At 49.5% G+C, this 17,023-nt stretch carries 15 protein-coding genes and 1 pseudogene; 8 read left to right on the top strand and 8 right to left on the bottom strand.

What is annotated here, in order from left to right; all coding sequences use genetic code 11:
- Nucleotides 1-201 precede the first annotated feature (201 nt).
- The 5 genes and pseudogenes from lpdA to BZJ21_RS12335 all read left to right on the top strand — a co-directional run bounded on the left by lpdA (nt 202) and on the right by BZJ21_RS12335 (nt 6,464).
- Nucleotides 202-2,337: pseudogene (gene lpdA, locus BZJ21_RS12355) on the top strand (dihydrolipoyl dehydrogenase).
- A 16-nt stretch (nt 2,338-2,353) separates the two neighbouring features.
- Nucleotides 2,354-3,493, top strand: coding sequence for an ABC transporter substrate-binding protein (locus BZJ21_RS12350; RefSeq protein ID WP_077669930.1), 1,140 nt, complete (start codon nt 2,354-2,356; stop codon nt 3,491-3,493).
- A gap of 11 nt (nt 3,494-3,504) precedes the next feature.
- A complete protein-coding gene (locus tag BZJ21_RS12345) occupies nt 3,505-5,220 on the top strand; it encodes an ABC transporter permease (protein ID WP_077646724.1) in 1,716 nt (571 codons plus the stop codon).
- On the top strand, nt 5,180-5,851 hold the full coding sequence (locus BZJ21_RS12340; protein WP_077669929.1) for an ATP-binding cassette domain-containing protein: 672 nt from the start codon (nt 5,180-5,182) through the stop codon (nt 5,849-5,851). Before BZJ21_RS12345 ends, BZJ21_RS12340 begins: the two co-directional genes overlap by 41 nt.
- On the top strand, nt 5,844-6,464 hold the full coding sequence (locus tag BZJ21_RS12335; RefSeq protein WP_077669928.1) for a CDP-alcohol phosphatidyltransferase family protein: 621 nt from the start codon (nt 5,844-5,846) through the stop codon (nt 6,462-6,464). Before BZJ21_RS12340 ends, BZJ21_RS12335 begins: the two co-directional genes overlap by 8 nt.
- A 25-nt stretch (nt 6,465-6,489) precedes the next feature.
- On the opposite strand, the gene punR is transcribed toward BZJ21_RS12335, so the two are convergent.
- A complete protein-coding gene (gene punR / locus BZJ21_RS12330; RefSeq protein ID WP_077669927.1) occupies nt 6,490-7,389 on the bottom strand; it encodes a DNA-binding transcriptional activator PunR in 900 nt (299 codons plus the stop codon).
- A gap of 106 nt (nt 7,390-7,495) precedes the next feature.
- On the opposite strand from punR, the gene punC reads away from it, so the two are divergent.
- Nucleotides 7,496-8,701, top strand: a complete 1,206-nt coding sequence (punC, locus tag BZJ21_RS12325) for a purine nucleoside transporter PunC (RefSeq protein ID WP_077669926.1) — start codon at nt 7,496-7,498, stop codon at nt 8,699-8,701.
- Between the two features lie 152 nt (nt 8,702-8,853).
- On the opposite strand, the gene BZJ21_RS12320 is transcribed toward punC, so the two are convergent.
- The 5 genes from BZJ21_RS12320 to BZJ21_RS12300 are packed head-to-tail and all read right to left on the bottom strand — an operon-like array spanning nt 8,854 to nt 10,929.
- A complete protein-coding gene (locus tag BZJ21_RS12320; RefSeq protein WP_077669925.1) occupies nt 8,854-9,282 on the bottom strand; it encodes a VOC family protein in 429 nt (142 codons plus the stop codon).
- A gap of 42 nt (nt 9,283-9,324) precedes the next feature.
- Nucleotides 9,325-9,618: a hypothetical protein gene (locus tag BZJ21_RS12315; protein WP_077661003.1), complete on the bottom strand. Its 294-nt coding sequence runs from the start codon at nt 9,616-9,618 to the stop codon at nt 9,325-9,327.
- Between the two features lie 54 nt (nt 9,619-9,672).
- Nucleotides 9,673-10,224 carry a lipocalin family protein gene (locus tag BZJ21_RS12310; RefSeq protein ID WP_077661002.1) on the bottom strand — a complete coding sequence of 184 codons (552 nt, stop codon included), beginning with the start codon at nt 10,222-10,224 and terminating at the stop codon, nt 9,673-9,675.
- A 28-nt stretch (nt 10,225-10,252) separates the two neighbouring features.
- Nucleotides 10,253-10,570 (bottom strand): DUF4144 family protein, encoded by a 318-nt coding sequence (locus BZJ21_RS12305; RefSeq protein WP_077661001.1) that lies wholly within the window; start codon nt 10,568-10,570, stop codon nt 10,253-10,255.
- Nucleotides 10,567-10,929, bottom strand: a complete 363-nt coding sequence (locus BZJ21_RS12300; protein ID WP_077661000.1) for a DOPA 4,5-dioxygenase family protein — start codon at nt 10,927-10,929, stop codon at nt 10,567-10,569. The genes BZJ21_RS12305 and BZJ21_RS12300 overlap by 4 nt, the downstream gene beginning before the upstream one ends.
- 168 nt (nt 10,930-11,097) lie before the next feature.
- Between BZJ21_RS12300 and BZJ21_RS12295 the strand changes: the two genes are divergently transcribed.
- Nucleotides 11,098-11,571, top strand: a complete 474-nt coding sequence (locus BZJ21_RS12295) for a peroxiredoxin (RefSeq protein WP_077660999.1) — start codon at nt 11,098-11,100, stop codon at nt 11,569-11,571.
- Between the two features lie 89 nt (nt 11,572-11,660).
- Here BZJ21_RS12295 and BZJ21_RS12290 read toward each other — a convergent pair whose 3' ends face one another.
- Both BZJ21_RS12290 and BZJ21_RS12285 read right to left on the bottom strand, forming a co-directional pair.
- Nucleotides 11,661-13,295: an acyl-CoA synthetase gene (locus BZJ21_RS12290; RefSeq protein ID WP_077669924.1), complete on the bottom strand. Its 1,635-nt coding sequence runs from the start codon at nt 13,293-13,295 to the stop codon at nt 11,661-11,663.
- A gap of 145 nt (nt 13,296-13,440) precedes the next feature.
- Nucleotides 13,441-15,528, bottom strand: coding sequence for a TonB-dependent siderophore receptor (locus BZJ21_RS12285; RefSeq protein WP_077669923.1), 2,088 nt, complete (start codon nt 15,526-15,528; stop codon nt 13,441-13,443).
- 365 nt (nt 15,529-15,893) lie between these two features.
- Here BZJ21_RS12285 and BZJ21_RS12280 point away from each other — a divergent pair, with 365 nt between their 5' ends.
- A complete protein-coding gene (locus BZJ21_RS12280; protein ID WP_077669922.1) occupies nt 15,894-17,015 on the top strand; it encodes an efflux RND transporter periplasmic adaptor subunit in 1,122 nt (373 codons plus the stop codon).
- Nucleotides 17,016-17,023: the final 8 nt, after the last annotated feature.

Raw genomic sequence — 17,023 nt, 5'->3', positions numbered from 1 at the left:
GTTATCAAAGGGGTAAAATTCCGAGATGGTGTTCGCGAGCCTGAGGGAGATCAGCAGGACACAGCTTTGGATGCCATACACCAGATTTGACCATAGCTCTTCGCTGATGCAACCGATAAATCAGCCAGTTAGTTGCCAACCGTGCACAAAAGTACTCTAAAGTAATAGCTGGCCCTCTTTAATTTAGCGACGAGACCTAATATGTCAGTAAAAAAACTTCTTGTTGGTCTAGTGATTGCCGCCATCGTCGCGCTCTGGTTTAGTTTCGACCTCGGCCAATGGCTCACGCTCGACAATGCGAAAGCGCAACAGGCGATACTCAACGATTACATCGTTCAGCATTTTACCCAAGCCAGCCTATTTTTCTTGCTTGGCTATATTGTGATGACTGCCCTATCACTCCCCGGTGCCGCGGTAGCGAGCTTATTGGGCGCCGCATTATTTGGGTTTTGGTGGGGGCTGGTTCTGATCTCTTTCGCCAGCTCTATTGGTGCCACACTCGCCTTTTTAGTCAGTCGTTTTTTGCTCCAAGACTGGGTACAAAATCGCTTCGGTCAAAAATTAGATGCCATTAACCGTGGCATTGAAAAAGATGGCCGCTTTTATCTGCTCACGCTACGCCTCATTCCCATTTTTCCCTTTTTCTTAATTAATCTAGTGATGGGGTTAACGCCCTTAAAAACGCGCACCTTCTACTGGGTCAGTCAGCTAGGCATGCTACCGGGGACAGCAGTGTACGTGAATGCAGGGACTCAACTCGCCCAAATCGACGCACTTGGCGATGTGGTGTCGCCTTCGGTGCTTGGATCGCTCGCATTACTCGGCCTGTTCCCGCTGCTAGCAAAATGGATCATGGCGTGGGTCACGCGTCGTAAACGCTATCAAGGTTGGCGCAAACCCCATCAGTTTGATCGCAATATGGTGGTAATTGGTGCCGGCGCAGGCGGACTGGTATCGAGTTATATCGCGGCAGTGGTGAAAGCAAAAGTCACGCTAGTTGAAAAAGGTTCGATGGGAGGTGATTGCCTAAACACCGGGTGTGTTCCCTCTAAAGCGCTGATACGTGCAGCGAAAACCATGCGAGAAATCGGCAAGGCCAAGGCGTTTGGTATTCATACCTAGGCGCCAGTCGTTGATTTTCCAGCGGTGATGGCGCGGGTAAAACAGGTGATTACCCACATTGAGCCCCATGATTCAGTCGAGCGTTACACCAAGCTCGGCGTGGAGTGCGTGCAAGGCGAAGCACACATCGTCTCGCCATGGGAAGTCGAGGTGAATGGCGAACGCCTCACTACCCGCAACATCGTGATAGCCACAGGCGCACGCCCCATGCTCCCTCCCATTCCCGGTTTGGCTGAGGTAACACATTACACCTCGGATACGATTTGGTCCCTGCCTGAACTGCCACCACGGTTATTGGTTTTGGGCGGGGGTCCCATTGGCGCAGAATTGGCACAAAGTTTTGCGTGTTTAGGCAGCCAAGTGACGCTGGCTGAAATGGCGGATCAATTGTTAAGCCGTGAAGATAAAGACGCTGCTCAACTGGTTGAAAGCGCACTAGAACGTGACGGTGTCACGGTTTTAACACAGCACAAGGTCAAAGCATTTGAACAACGTGGCAATGAGCAAATCGCCTTACTCGACGGCCCTGACGGTGAGAAAACCGTCACATTTGATGCGGTGCTGGTCGCGTTAGGACGCAGCGCCAACACCAAAGGCTTTGGTCTCGAAAAGCTCGATATTCCAGTGACCGAGCGTGGCACCATTCAGGTCAATGACTATTTACAAACTAATTACCCCAATATCTATGCAGTGGGTGATGTGGCAGGGCCCTTTCAGTTGACCCATGCCAGTGCCCATCAAGCGTGGTATGCCGCGGTCAATGCGTTATTTGGCCAATTTAAGCGTTTTAAAGCGGATTACTCGGTGATGCCAGCGGCAACATACACGCCCCCAGAAGTTGCACGTGTTGGGCTTAATGAAAAAGAAGCCAAAGCCAACCAACAAGACGTCGAAGTGACCTATTACGGCATTGATGACCTGGATCGCGCCATCGCCGATGGCAATGACCATGGCTTTATTAAAGTGCTGACACCAAAGGGAAAAGATACCATACTGGGAGTGACCATAGTGGGAGAACATGCCGGCGATTTATTGGCCGAGTTCACCTTAGCGATGCGCCATGGCTTGGGGCTGAACAAAATACTCGGCACCGTTCATCCTTATCCCACCATGAGTGAAGCGGTTAAATATACGGCGGGTATGTGGAAACAGGCGCATGCACCGGAGAAACTCCTACAGTGGGTCGAAAAATATCAACGCTGGATGCGTCATTAATCAATAAGGAAGAACAATGAAACAATGGATAGCGGCCCTAACGCTCGCAATCACCAGTGGCTATGCCTTGGCCACTCCCGCTGAGCAGGATTGGGCACAAGTCGAACAAGACGCGAACGGGCAAACCGTATATTTCAATGCCTGGGGCGGCAATCAGCAAATCAATGCTTATCTTCGTTGGGCTGGGCGTGAACTCAAACGTGAATACGGTGTGACCCTCAAACACGTTAAAGTGGCTGATATTGCAGAAACAGTGAATCGTTTATTGGCTGAAAAAACGGCGGGAAAAGATACCGGCGGCAGTGTCGATATGGTCTGGATTAATGGCGAGAACTTTAAATCGATGAAGGAAAACGGGTTACTTGAAGGCCCCTTTGTCGAGGCGCTGCCTAACTGGCAAATCGTTGATAAAACCTTGCCCGTGACAGAGGACTTTACTGAACCCACCAAAGGCTTGGAAGCACCATGGGGGGTCGGGCAACTGGTGTTTATTCACGATAAAAAAACACTCGCCAATCCTCCAAGCTCTTTTGCTGAATTGTTACAGCTCGCAAAAGCTAATCCCGGTCGGATCAGTTATCCGAAACCGCCCGAATTTCATGGCACCAGCTTTTTAAAAGCGGCATTGCTTGAGCTGACAAACAATCAACAGGCGTTGTATCAGCCTGTCGACAATGCAGACTTTGAGACCATAACTGCACCGCTATGGGACTATCTTGATGCGCTGCACCCAGTCGCTTGGCGTAATGGGGAGCAATTTCCCTCAGGCAGCGCACACACCATGCAGCTTGTCGATGACGGTGCGCTTTTAATCGGGATCGCTTTTAATCCCAATGCGGCAAAATCCGCCATCGCCTCAGGGACGTTAGCGCCAACGGCACGCGCCTTTGCTTTTGAGCAGGGGGCTTTATCTAATATCCATTTTCTGGCGATCCCCTACAATGCCAATGCAAAAGCCGGCGCCAAGATAGCGATCAACTTTTTGATGGGTGAGAAGTCGCAATTGCGCAAAGCTCAGACTGATATTTGGGGCGACCCACCGGTGGTTAAACTGCCTGACACCGCTAAAACGCGCCGTTTTCAGTCCCAGCCAGAGCCGCATCCCAGTTGGCAAACCGCTCTCGAAAGCGCTTGGCTTAAACGTTACGGACAATAAAAGAGACCGTCATGGCACGTTTGTTGTTTGCCATCACGCTGGCGGTGTGCTGCCTGCCCTTACTTCCTGGGCTGGGAGGCCTGTTAACCAGTGCATTTGCGTTTTTACCTGCTTTGGGGCTGGCTGAAGCCAGTCTCTCGGGTTGGCGTGAACTCATTGCCTGGCCAGGCTTATCTCACTCACTCTGGCTCACACTGCTCTCTGGACTAGCAAGTAGCTTATTGGCAGTGATGTTGAGCTTCGCTATTTTGCAAGCCACGTGGCAGACGCCCTTTTGGCAACGCATCGCGCGTAGCTTACCCGGTTTACTGGCCCTGCCCCATGTTGCATTTGCTATTGGACTGGTGTTGTTTTTGTCCCCTTCAGGGTGGCTATTTCGCCTGTCTAGCCCATTGACCGGAGACATGCCACCGACTTGGTCACTAATACAGGATCCGTATGTGCTGGGCTTAACCCTAGCCCTCACCCTGAAAGAAACGCCGTTTTTGCTTTTAATGAGCCTTTCTGTGCTAAGCCAAATTGATGTGCATCGCTTAACGATGGTCTCTGCCAGCCTCGGCTATGATCGCACCAGTACCTGGATCAAGGTGATTTTTCCACTTTGGTTCGCCAAAATGCGTTTTCCTATTTTTGCCGTGGTGGCCTATAGCCTCTCGGTCGTCGACGTAGCGATGATTTTAGGTCCAAACACGCCACCAACCTTTGCTGTGTTAGTTTGGCAGTGGTTTAACGACCCTGATCTTTCATTACTCCCCCGAGCGTCGGCAGGGGCTTTGGTCCTGTTTTTACTGTGTGCCTTGGTACTCATTGGTTATCGATTTTTCGAATGGTTGATTTGTGAGCGCTTTAATCGTTGGCAATTCACAGGAACACGTCGTGCTTGGTTACCAGGGAGACACCTCTGGTGGCCCGTCGTGATTGTTCCCTTGTTGGTAATCCCGGCTTTGTTCATTTGGTCGTTCGCCTTACGCTGGTCATTTCCCGATTGGCTCCCCAGCCGTTATGGGCTGCGCTTTTGGAATCAAGAGCTTGCTTACGTTGGGGCGTTAATTGGAAATAGTGTTTTACTGGCGTTGATCAGTGCGACAGTCGCCGTCATATTTGCCATGGGCTGCCTTGAGCGCGCGGTTTCTCCTCGTCAAGGAGCACTGCCTAAAGCCGTGATTGCCATTCCTCTTTTGGTACCTCAACTGTCTATTTTGTTTGGGATCCAAGTGGCTGTGTATAGTCTACCGGGACAATGGCATGTACCCGCGACTATTTGGGCGCATATCTTTTTTGCTTTTCCTTATGTTTATTTAGCATTAGATGGCCCGTGGCAACAGTTTGATCAACGGCTTATCCAAACGGCTCGCAGTTTAGGCGTCAGTGCGATGGCAGCCTGGCTGCGTATCAAACTTCCCTTACTGTTACCGGCGATTATTCTCGCCTGGGCAGTGGGCGCCAGTGTGAGCTTAGCCCAATATCTTCCTACGCAATTATTGGGGGCGGGTCGGATCAATACCCTAACAACCGAGGCAGTGAGCTTATCCAGTGGGTTGGATCGACGGATTAGCGGCCTATACGGCCTGATGCAAGCGCTGATCCCCTTACTGGTTTTCGTCCTGGCAACGTTTCTCAGTCGTGTCATGCAACGGCGACTGACACCTCATCAATCGGTTGCGACGCAACCAGGAGCAAATAATCATGACGCTGTGTGTCAATCAACTCAGCATAAACGCGCCTGATCAGTGTTTATTACACGATGTCTCTTTCAGCGTATCGCCTGGCGAGATCCTCACCGTGATGGGGCCGAGTGGCTGCGGAAAATCCAGTCTATTGAGCGTATTGGCGGGACACATCCAACCGCCAATACATTACAGCGGCCAACTGACCTTAAATGGTGAGCCTTTTGATCACTTACCGCCGGAGCAGCGCCGTATCGGGATTTTATTTCAAGATGATTTACTCTTCCCGCATCTCAACGTCTGGCAGAACTTGGCCTTTGCACTGCCCTCATCGATGAATAAAAAAGACAAATACAACCATACCCTGGCAGCACTCGACGCAATCCACCTCGCTGCACTGGCTAACTATGCACCGTCGCAACTATCGGGAGGACAACGTGCGCGTATCAGTGTACTACGCGCGTTACTCGCTAAGCCCGATGCGATTTTGTTGGATGAACCGTTCAGTAAGCTTGATAAGCCGCTACGCCGTGATTTTCGCGCTTTTGTGTTTGGACAAATTGAACAAAGGCAAATCCCGGCGGTGATTGTGACCCACGATAGCGAAGATATTGCGCATCCTGATCATCGCCTAGACTGGCCAATCCCAGAAACGCCCCTCACACCACAGGAGTACCCAGCCAATGCTTGATCGTTATGCGATTGCCGTGATCCGCTGGCCATTGAAACAAGCGGCGGTCCAACTCAGTCGGTGGGGAGCCAAACCTGACACGGTGACCTTGAGCGGGTTTTTTATTGGCTTACTGGCGCTGCCCGCTCTGGCGCTTCAAGCCTATGGGCTTGCGCTTAGCTTTATTGTGATTAATCGGCTTTTTGATGGCCTTGACGGTGCGATCGCGCGCGAGCAGGGCCTCAGTGATGCGGGAGGCTTTTTGGACATCACACTTGATTTTATTTTCTACGCATCCATTCCGTTGGGCTTTGCGCTCGCGGACCCAGCCAATAATGCGATAGCGGCAAGCTTTTTACTTTTTTGTTTTATGGGCACCGGGGCCAGCTTTTTAGCCTTTGCGACAATGGCAAGCAAGCATCAAATCGACAACCCCGTGTACGCAAACAAATCCTTGTATTACATCGGGGGGATCACCGAAGGCACCGAGACCATTGCCAGCTTTGTCTTGATGTGTCTTTTCCCGTCTTACATGGCGTGGATTGCTTGGGTATTTGGCATCGCGTGCTTGGTCACCGCTTCCAGTCGCGTCTGGGCTGGATACCATACGCTACGTGACATTGAAGGACGCTAGCAACGCTATCTCATGCGCGCTCACGTTATAGCCACTGCTGCTGTAATTGCTCTTTATCACCCAAATAATCGAGCAGCCAGCTTATCGGTGGCGATTCTTTATCTGAACGCCAAGCAATACAACATGGGCTGCTTAAAAGCGGATCCGCAAGCGTTAGCTCCACCAGCTCACCTCGAGCGATAGCCTCTTCGGCCATGTGAGAAGGCATCACACCAATGCCCAAACCGGTCTTAAAACATTGCATGGCACTGTGCCAATTCGGCACCGTTAGACGACGCTGGTTGTCCAATAGCCAAGTGGTACGGCGCGGCAAACGGCGCGAGGTGTCCTCTAAACAAATGGCGGGATACGCTGCGAGCTGATCGTTGTCTAGCGGTTGTTCGCACTGCATGAGTGGATGCGATGGACTGACAACAAACCGCCAACGCAAGGTGCCCATTTCTCGATAACGAAACGCACCACTGACGGGGACGGCGGCGGTCGCACCAATCGCGATATCTGCTCGATCATCGGCAAGTGCATCCCATACGCCATTGAACACTTCCATGGTCAGTAACAGTTCCACATCAGGAAACGCATCATAGAAGTCGCGCACGAGTGTGTTGACACTGTCTTCACGCACCACATTGTCGAGTGCAAGTGAGACACTTTGCGCCCATCCATTCGCAACCCGTTGTGTTTGTTGACGAATATTAGCCATCGCTTTCAGCATTTCGCGTGATTGTTCAACAAAGTATTCCCCAGCAGGCGTCAGCTTTACTTGGCGATGAAGACGTTCGAACAGTACCACCGCCAATTTGTCCTCTATTTGCCGCACTGTATAGCTCACCGCACTGGGTACTTTATGAAGCTCTGCGGCCGCGCCTGAAAAGCTGCCTCGGCGCGCGACCACCTCAATCACCTGAAAATCTTGGTAAGAAAACATTCACATCAAATTTTTTGAAAGGTATGTTCAAATCATACCGTTTCACAGCATGGATTGTTAGTCATAAACTGCTCGTTACATTAATCTTTGTATCAAGAGATAAAAAATGAACAAACAAGTGCCATTTATCACGCTATTTTGGCTTGCAGGGCTCAGTATGCTGGGTTTCTTAGCCACCGACATGTATTTGCCCGCTTTTGAGGCCATGCAAATCGATTTTGCGACATCGTCGGCGAATATCGGTTTAACCTTGAGTATCTTTTTGCTTGGTATGGCCTGTGGTCAACTCGTTTATGGCCCCCTTTCCGACCGCATTGGCCGTAAACCTGCACTGTTAATTGGCTTAAGTCTCTATAGCGTTGCGACCGTGGTATGTCTGTTTGCAGATAATATTTATCTGTTACTCGGTGCGCGCCTTGTTCAAGCGTTGGGCGCATGCAGCGCGATTGTGATTTGGCAAGCGGTGGTGATTGATCGCTACGAAGGCAAGTTGGGGCAAAAAATGTTCGCGACCATTATGCCGCTCGTTGCGCTATCGCCGGCATTAGCCCCTCTACTGGGCGCCTATTTACTTCAGCATTTTGATTGGCGCAGTATTTTTGTGGTTTTATTTGCCCTAGGGGTCGTTTTTATTGCACTGACTCTACGAGAGAAAGAAAGCTTAACTAAGCCAGCACAAGATACTAAAATTATTGATAAACTGAAGACTGATTATCAGCAAGTTTTTAAATCAAAAAAGTTCATCGGAAATATGCTTATCTTTGCTGGTTGCTCGGCCGCTTTCTTTGCCTATTTGACTGGATCGCCGTTTATCATGTCAGCGATGGGCTACACAGAATCCGATATTGGCCTGAGCTATATTCCACAAACAATCGCGTTTGTTGTCGGCGGATATGCCTGTCGTTATGCACTGAATAAACTGAAAGATCACAGCATCCTTCCTTGGTTACTGAAACTGTTTGTCGCCAGTGTGGTGGTGATCTTTTTAATTAGCTGGCGCACTGATGTCACTAATATTTGGGCAATCTTGGGGCCATTCTGCTTTTTGGCAGCGGCCAATGGTGCCATTTATCCACTCGTGGTAAACCGAGCCTTAGAAGATTTTAAATCATGTAGCGCGACAGCGGCGGGCCTGCTCAACTTCTTACAGATGATTATCTGCTTTGTCGCGAGCGCCTTGGTCTCTGCGTTTGCCGCCTCAGGATTGTTCGCGGTCACGACCGTGATGCTATCAACCTGCGCGGTGGTGATTATCGGCTTTGGTTTAGTCTGGCATGCCAACCGTCAAGCGCAGACGCTAGCAACGGCATAAATGACTCGCTCGCTTCTCACAACGTAAAAAGGCGCCATAAAGCGCCTTTTTCTTGTTGAGTCTCGCTCACACAGATGCTGCAATCAACTGAGCCAGTGTTCGTTCAAACGTTTGCATCACAATGTATGTTTAGTCCAATACTAAGAGTATGTTTAGTCCAACACTAAGCTGCCATTGTCATCAAACTGCCAAGCCTCTCCATAGGCAACTTCCCACAAATAGTTGTCAGGGTCAGCAAAGTAACCACTATAGCCGCCCCAAAAAACATCTTGAGCAGGTTTGACAATTCGACCGCCGCATTCTTTAGCCAGCGCAAGCACCTCATCGACCTCTTCTTTTGAACGCGTGTTATGCGCAAGCGTGATCCCACTGAAACCAGCGTCACTAACAGGCATACCGGACTTTATGTCATCGGCTAAAGCGTCGATTGCATATAACGCTAAACGCGTTCCCGCTGTACTAAAAAACACTATCCCTTCTTCGGGGTGATTATGGGTCGGAAACCCTAGTTGGCGATAAAATTCATACGAACGTGATAAATCGGCAACTCCCAATGTAATGATGCTAATCCTTGCTTCCATACTTCCTCCGTGGTGTTGATTCTAGCTTACATCTTTGGGTAACTACGCGGTGTTAAGTTGCACATGGTTTGCTATATTTTTCAGTGAGATCCCTGCCGCTGATAAGCGTGATTGGATCGCCATTAACGCCACATTGTATTCATGACTGTTTTTAAAATCTGCGATCCTTTGCCGATCCGTAAACATCAAACGGATCATCACACTTTGCGGAAAACGTTGATAATTCACTTCATGCGTTAGCCATTCAAAACCATCGACCTGTTTCATGGTCTGCTCACACACCTCAGTCAGTGCTTCGCGGATAGCATTGTCGTATTTTTTATCGGTTTTTCGCATTATTATCTCTTTTTGGTCTTCAGAAGATTGTTTGTCGCCATCGGATTACCCAGTTTAATCACTCGAAACTGGCTGCTTAGGATCAGTACGGGCGTGGTCAACAAAAATCAGTTCTTCCGTGGCAAAGCCTCGCTGTTTGGCTTCAGAGATAAAACGTTCTTTGACAGACTCAGGTACGGTCGGCGTGCGAGAGAGCAGCCAAAGATAGTCATGATCAGGGCCTGAAATAAAGGCATACTGGTAGTCATCATCTAACTCAAACACTACATAAGAACCATAGAAAGGCCCAAAGAACGAAACCTTCAGATACGCCGTCTTATCATTTTCAACGAAGTACGCTTTACCCTCTGCTTCTTGCCATTTGCCCTCTTCGCGGCTAAAGCCTCGGTTGATTACTTTGACGCCACCGTCTTCACGCAACGAGTAAGTTGCCGTCACATCGGATAAGCCACGCTCAAACGAGTGATCAAGTCTTGCCACTTCGTGCCATGTTCCCAAATAACGGTTGAGGTCAAAATTGGTTACCGGCGTCACATCTTTAGGCATACCAAGGCAGCCGGTTAATATCGTCGATAACAGAAACACGAATCCTAATCTTAATCTCATCACTCACTCCTTGCCGGATGGCACGAATCTAGTGCACCGCCAAACTGGCCATGGCGGTGGCCCTATCTTTAAATTGCATTTTTCTCACACAGCATTGACCCAGCTGCGCATAATGCGCTTGGATATGTGTCACGAGCTGAACAAGCGGCATGGTCTGCCCGCTTGGCTGCCAGTGCTGACCACCGTCTTGACTCAACCAGCAAACGCCTTGGCTATCAACCAACCGATCGTCTTCCGTGATCAGGTTTTCACTCAGTCGACCGAGCGACGCCGAGTCTGGCGCGTATGATAGTTCGTCATCCCCTTGCCAAATCAGTAGCGCAGGATAGTTGATATACGTGGTCATGACTTGGGCTTAAATATATCAAGTTTGAGTGCCACTGACTTCCCTAACCAACCCACATGATCGGTATGATCAATGTAATCATCGCCCGTCACGCCATGCAAAAAGACGGTTAAATCGCCCCGATGCGCTTCAAGCCATGCCATCACCTCATCGAACGCGGCGTTGTCAAAGGCGATCTGAAAACTCCACTTTGGGTGTGGACCGACGCATTTGCGATGAAAACGGCCAAGGTCGATAGGCAGTAACGATGCAGCGGCCGATTGATAGATAACATCCGCCTGCGCTTCGGTGTCGGCTTCGTAGTAGACATGGGCATGGTAAGCCTGGTGAACATTGGCAAAAGAGTGATTAGAAGACATAAGCATCATTTGATTGAATACAATGGAATTGAGAATAGTTTACTCCAAGCATCCGGTGATAAACAGGCTCAGTCTGTAAGGTAATTCGAATAGGCACTGATGTGTTTGCTAACGTTTACGCGTGTTATGCTGTGATTGAAATATAATACAACGATTAAAGGAGTCATCATGATTCAGCAAGGACAATCTCTACCGAGCGCTACCCTCAGTGAACTCACCGCTGAGGGCATGCAAACCCACGACATCCCTGCCCTTTTCGCCAACAAGAAGGTTGTGCTGTTCGCGGTGCCGGGGGCCTTTACCCCAACCTGTTCAGAGTCGCACTTACCGGGTTTTGTGGTGAAAGCGGATGAGATTAAAGCAAAAGGCGTCGATATGATTGCCTGCGTATCGGTTAACGATGCCTTTGTGATGCAGGCTTGGGGCGAGACACAAAATGCTAATCAGATTCATATGCTGGCCGACGGTGATGCGAGCTTTACCAAGGCGCTTGGGCTAGAGATGGATTCAGGTAAGTTTGGCGGTGTTCGCTCACAGCGCTATGCCATGATCATTGAAAATGGCACCGTCACCCAGCTTAATGTTGAGCCGCCGAAAAGCTTTGACGTTTCCAGTGCTGAAGCCGTACTCAAGCAGCTATAGGTTTGCCAGATGTTAGGCGATAACTCGCCCAACTGACGGCCTGAACGTGACTTAATAAGCGGTGACGGGATGACGCCACCGCTTTTTTATTACACTGACTTTTCACTCACGTTACGACGCAGTACATATTTTTGCACTTTCCCTGTCGACGTTTTTGGGAGTGTTGTAAAGATCACTTTTTTAGGCGCTTTAAAGTGCGCCATTTGGTCACGACAGAAAGCAATAATGTCTGCTTCGGTCACGGCTGATGCTTCGGTCGTTTTGACAAACGCACAGGGAACCTCACCCCATTTTTCATCGGGCATCGCTATCACCGCGACTTCATCAATCTCGGGGTGACGATACAAGACATCTTCAATTTCAATGCTGGAAATATTCTCTCCACCACTAATAATGATATCTTTCAGTCTATCTTTGATTTCGATGTAATTATCGGCATGCCACACCGCTAAATCGCCAGTGCGAAACCAGCCGTTACTCATGGCATCTTCCGTCGCGCTGGGGTTCTTTAAGTAGCCTTTCATTACGATGTTACCGCGGACAAAAATCTCGCCGAGTGTGCCACCATCTTTTGCAACCGGTTTAAACGTCACCGGATCGGCGACCATCAGATCCCCTTGCATCGGCGCGCGTACGCCTTGGCGCGCTTTCATCCGCGCTTTTTCTTGTTGGGAGAGGTGATCCCAATGATGCTGCCAATCACACACCACGCAAGGACCGTAGGTTTCGGTGAGCCCATAAACATGGGTCACAGCAATGCCCATCGCTTCCATGCCCTCAATCACAGAGGCAGGTGGCGCGGCGCCTGCGGTCATGACCTTGATGGTATGCTTAATGCCAGATTTTAACGCCGGATCAGCACTGTTGATCATATTAAGAACAATGGGCGCACCGCAGAAATGAGTGACCTTATGGGTTTTTATCGCATCAAAGATAGGCTCGGCCCGCACATGCCGTAGGCTGACACTCACCCCCGCCGTTGCGGCCACCGTCCATGGGAAACACCAACCATTACAGTGGAACATGGGTAGCGTCCAAAGATACACTGGATGGGAATCCATGTTCCATGACAACACATTACTTACCGCATTCAGATGGGCGCCACGGTGATGATACACCACCCCTTTGGGGTTGCCGGTTGTGCCTGAGGTGTAATTAAGTGAAATGGCCTGCCATTCATCGTCTGGCAATGCGTACTGATAATCACCATCCCCTTTTGCTAAAAACGTCTCGTAGGTAGTTTCACTGATGCATTCGCCATGCGGATACAAGGGATCATCAATCGCAATCACTAACGGACGGTGTTTAATCATCTTCAACGCCCGCTTAGCCACTTCCGTCATTTCCTTGTCGACGATAAACACTTTGCTTTCCGCGTGTTCAAGGATAAAGGCGACGGTTTCCGCTTCTAACCGAGTATTAATGGTATTGAGTACGGCGCCTGTCATCGGCACACTAAAATGCAACTCAAAGACTTCAGGCAGGTTGGGAGCCATCACCGATACCGTATCACCCAGCCCAATGCCGGCTTGAGTCAATGCCGACGCAAATTGACGACAACGCTGATCGACTTGCTGCCAACTCCAACATAAATGGCCATGAACGCTGGCCGGATAATCTGGATAGACGCTGGCGGCCCGCTCAAGGAAAGAAAGCGGGCTCAGTGTTTGATAATTGGCTGGACTTTTGTCCAAGCCAAGATCGTAGATATTATTAGATGACATAACGCACTCCTTGCTGACTGTGTCTAGATAACTAGATCACGTTAGCATGTCATCGAACATGCGCTATTCAACTTAAGTCGATATGGCGGCGACAACACAAAAAGGCCCAGCGATGCTGAGCCTCTGTAATTAATGATGCGGGAAGTTAGAAGTGTAATGACGCGCCGAGGACGACTTTGCGCTCTTCGCCCAACGTGGTTTTATTTTGTACACCACCGGCGAGATAGCTTTCGTTGAAGAGGTTTTTCACATTCACCGTGAGTTTTAGATCAGATCGTTCACTGGTTTGTACCGTGTGGCCGACACCTGCATTCACTGTAGTGTAACCTGGCTTATGATAGGTATTTTTAGTATCGCCATAACGATCACCGACGTAACGCGCACCCACGTTCACATAGGTTTGGTTATCGACATCATAGCGAGACCAAATACTGGCGCCCCACTCGGGTGTATCAGCAGGCTGTTTACCGTCATGCTGAGGGTCAAACGGATCTTCGGTCCGTGCATGCAAGTAGGTTGCAGAGCTATGCAGTGACCAGCTATCGGTCACCTGGCCGGCAAGGCTGACTTCAACCCCTTTATGCGTTTGTTTACCTAATTGTGTGGTGCGTGCGTTATAATCGTCTGATCCGGTGATCGCTTCTTTAACCACCTTATTTTCTTGCTCAATTTGGAACACGGCCGCGCTAAACAAAGCTTGGTCGTTTAGCAACGTTTGCTTGTAACCGAGCTCGTACAACTTACCTTTTACCGGATCCAGCGCCATGCCGTTATTAATATCGGTATCACTATCAACCGGGTTTTTCGGCTCAAAGCTCTCGGAATAAGTGACGTACAGGGTTTGTTCGGGGGCTGGGTGATACATCACCGCCGCTTTCGGTAGCAAGTTATAGTAAGTATCGGTTTCGTTTTCTTCGCGATCGTAGCGAAGCCCTGCAAGCAGCTGCCACTGCGGATTCAATGTCATTAAGTCTTGCGCATAAAAGCCAATTGAATCAGTAGGTTCAGGATCACGCGGAGTTGCTGTGCCATACTGGATGTCCGGCTCTGGATACGTACCACCAATCACGGCGGTTTGGTTTTTCTCCATCACACGCTGACCGACATAGTCATTACGCAGCGCGTTGGAGCCAATCAGCACTTGGTGATCGATATTCCCGAACTGAAATGCACCGGTGACATCAATATAAGCCGTATCTAGTACCCAATTGTCGTGACGGTCCATGGCAAAGTATTTGAACGATTGGGTATTGGCGTCATAGGTTTCACGCTGTCCGAATCCTTCATGGTAATGACGTTTGTAGTCTTGGCGATTGTAGCCTGCTTTGACTTTCCAATCCGGCGTTAATTGGCTAACGAGATCAAGACCATAGTTCTCGACATCAATGTCCATGAACGACCAAGGCGCTTCCCAGATAAATTGGCTACCCAGTTGCGGTTTACCATTAATAATGTTGGCGCCGTTATCGCTGTTACTGTCATCAACCACGCGATCATAATGAAGAGAAAGTTGGGTATCGGGGGTGATGTCATAGTCAAGCATCAAGCCTGCGACTTGGCGATCGAGCTCAGGTTCACTGCCATCTACATAGCGACGTGATGAGCCCTCGCTTTGTTTCGACAGCACCACACGCCCGCGCAAGGTGCCGCTTTCGTTTAAGGAGCCAGAAGCGTCTGCCACTGTGTGTTGATAATCATCGCTGCCAAGTTTTTGGCTTATCGAGGCTTGAAACGCCGCGGTCGGACGTTTGGTGACCATATTCACCAGACCGCCCGGTGCGGACTTACCGTAGAGTAAACCGGCTGGGCCTTTTAGTACCTCAACGCGCTCCATCAGCTCTACAGGATGGCGGTAATAAGACCACTGCTGCTGACCATTACGCAGGTAGCCTGTTCCGGTATCAAGTTCAAAACCGCGAAGCATGAAAATCTCACGATTACGGTCCGTACCGCCCACACCAATGCTGGCGTCATTCACCAACACATCCCCTAACGTCGTGGCGTTTTGCTCTTGAATCAAGGTTTGATCCATGACCGCCACTTGACCGGCTGTTTCGAGTTGACTGACATCCATACGCATTGCAGTTTCATTGCTATTGGCTTTAAAACGGGCCTGCTGGCCTTCAATAACGTAAATTTCATCAACCTGTTCCGTGGTGTTGGTCGCTGCTGTACTGGCTAGGGGTGACAGAGCGACAGCCACAAAAACGGCAAGGGGGTGTTTCTTCAACATGAGACTTCCTGTAGCTAACGATTATTTGAACACACCGGAACATAAACAATAACTAGTCTCATTTCTATTTATTTTCAAAATCAGGGAACTGTTTGCTTTTATTTTAGTCAGCGAAGGCATCAAAACGGATGAAAACAGGTGGGTTTGATGCTGAGTTGCAACGATTCCTTCTTATAGACCAAGGTTTATGACTCTAGCCTGAACAGCTCCACAAAATCATCAATTTACTCCCAACCAATGAACCAAACAGTGATATGGTTTGTATTAGTCAATTCGACGTACCGTTGTAAGGTAAGCCTACCTTTTTGCGTTTGCGTTTTATGCGCTGACCACGGTCGGTGATGGATTTTTTTCAGGGACTTTTTATGACAAAGCGTTTAATTCTGATGTTAGTCGCGTGTGCGCTCGTATTTGGTGGGATTTTTGCCTACAAAATGGTAGGTGATCATTTTATGAATCAATTTTTTGACAATATGCCTGCCCCGACGGCGACTGTCACAGCCACCACAGTGTCGACGCACCCATGGCGTGAACAACAAACTACCATTGGTAGTTTTGCCGCGATTAATGAAACCCAGTTGACCACCGAAGCAAACGGCATTGTCGATGATATTTTCTTTGATAATGCGACCCCAGTAAAAAAAGGGCAACGGCTGCTGACACTCGATGCCAGTGTTGATCAAGCAGAGTTGCGCCGACTCGAATCTGTGGCTGAACTAGCACAATTAGAGATGCGACGTTACCAACGCCTTTACAGAGATAAAAACGTATCAGAGTCGGAACTCAAACGTAAAGAAAGTGAGGCTAAACAAGCAAATGCAGCAGTTGATAGCCAACAAGCGCGCATTGCACAAAAGTCGCTAACCGCCCCTTTCGATGGCATTATTGGCATCCGTAAAGTCAGTCTTGGTCAATTAATTGCTCCAGGTTCAGTGGTCGCAACCCTGACCTCAGTGAATCCGATTCATCTTAATTTTACCCTGCCCGAGCAACAGCTTAGTACCCTGCAAGATGGCCAAACAGTCTCAGCGACTATCACGGCGCGACCTGAACAAACGTTTACTGGCACAGTCACCGCTATTTCTCCTGTCGTTACCCAATCGAGCCGCAGTGTTGACATTCAGGCCACCTTTGACAATCCAGACGCCATTTTACGCTCGGGCATGTTTGCACGCGTGAGTCTTGATCAAGGTGAAGAAACGCAAAATGTCTTACTGGCGCCACAAACCGCGATTCAATTTAACCCCTATGGCAACGCCGTTTTCGTGATCCAAGAACAAGATGATGCACTGACGGTGCAACAGCGTTTTGTTCAAACCGGCGCACGCCGCGGTGACATGATTGTGATAGAGGATGGCCTGGAAAGCGGCGATCGCATCGTGACTTCCGGACTGCTCAAGCTGCGCAACGGCAGTAACGTGAAGATCAGTGATAATCCGCGTGTTCAGCCCAGCGAAGATCTTGATCCCAACGTTGTGAATCAATAGGAGCTATT

This window comes from Salinivibrio costicola subsp. alcaliphilus (genome assembly GCF_001996185.1).
GTDB lineage: Bacteria > Pseudomonadota > Gammaproteobacteria > Enterobacterales > Vibrionaceae > Salinivibrio > Salinivibrio costicola.
The sequence above is the reverse complement of the archived record's forward strand: the minus strand, read 5'-3'. Positions and strand labels throughout refer to the sequence as shown.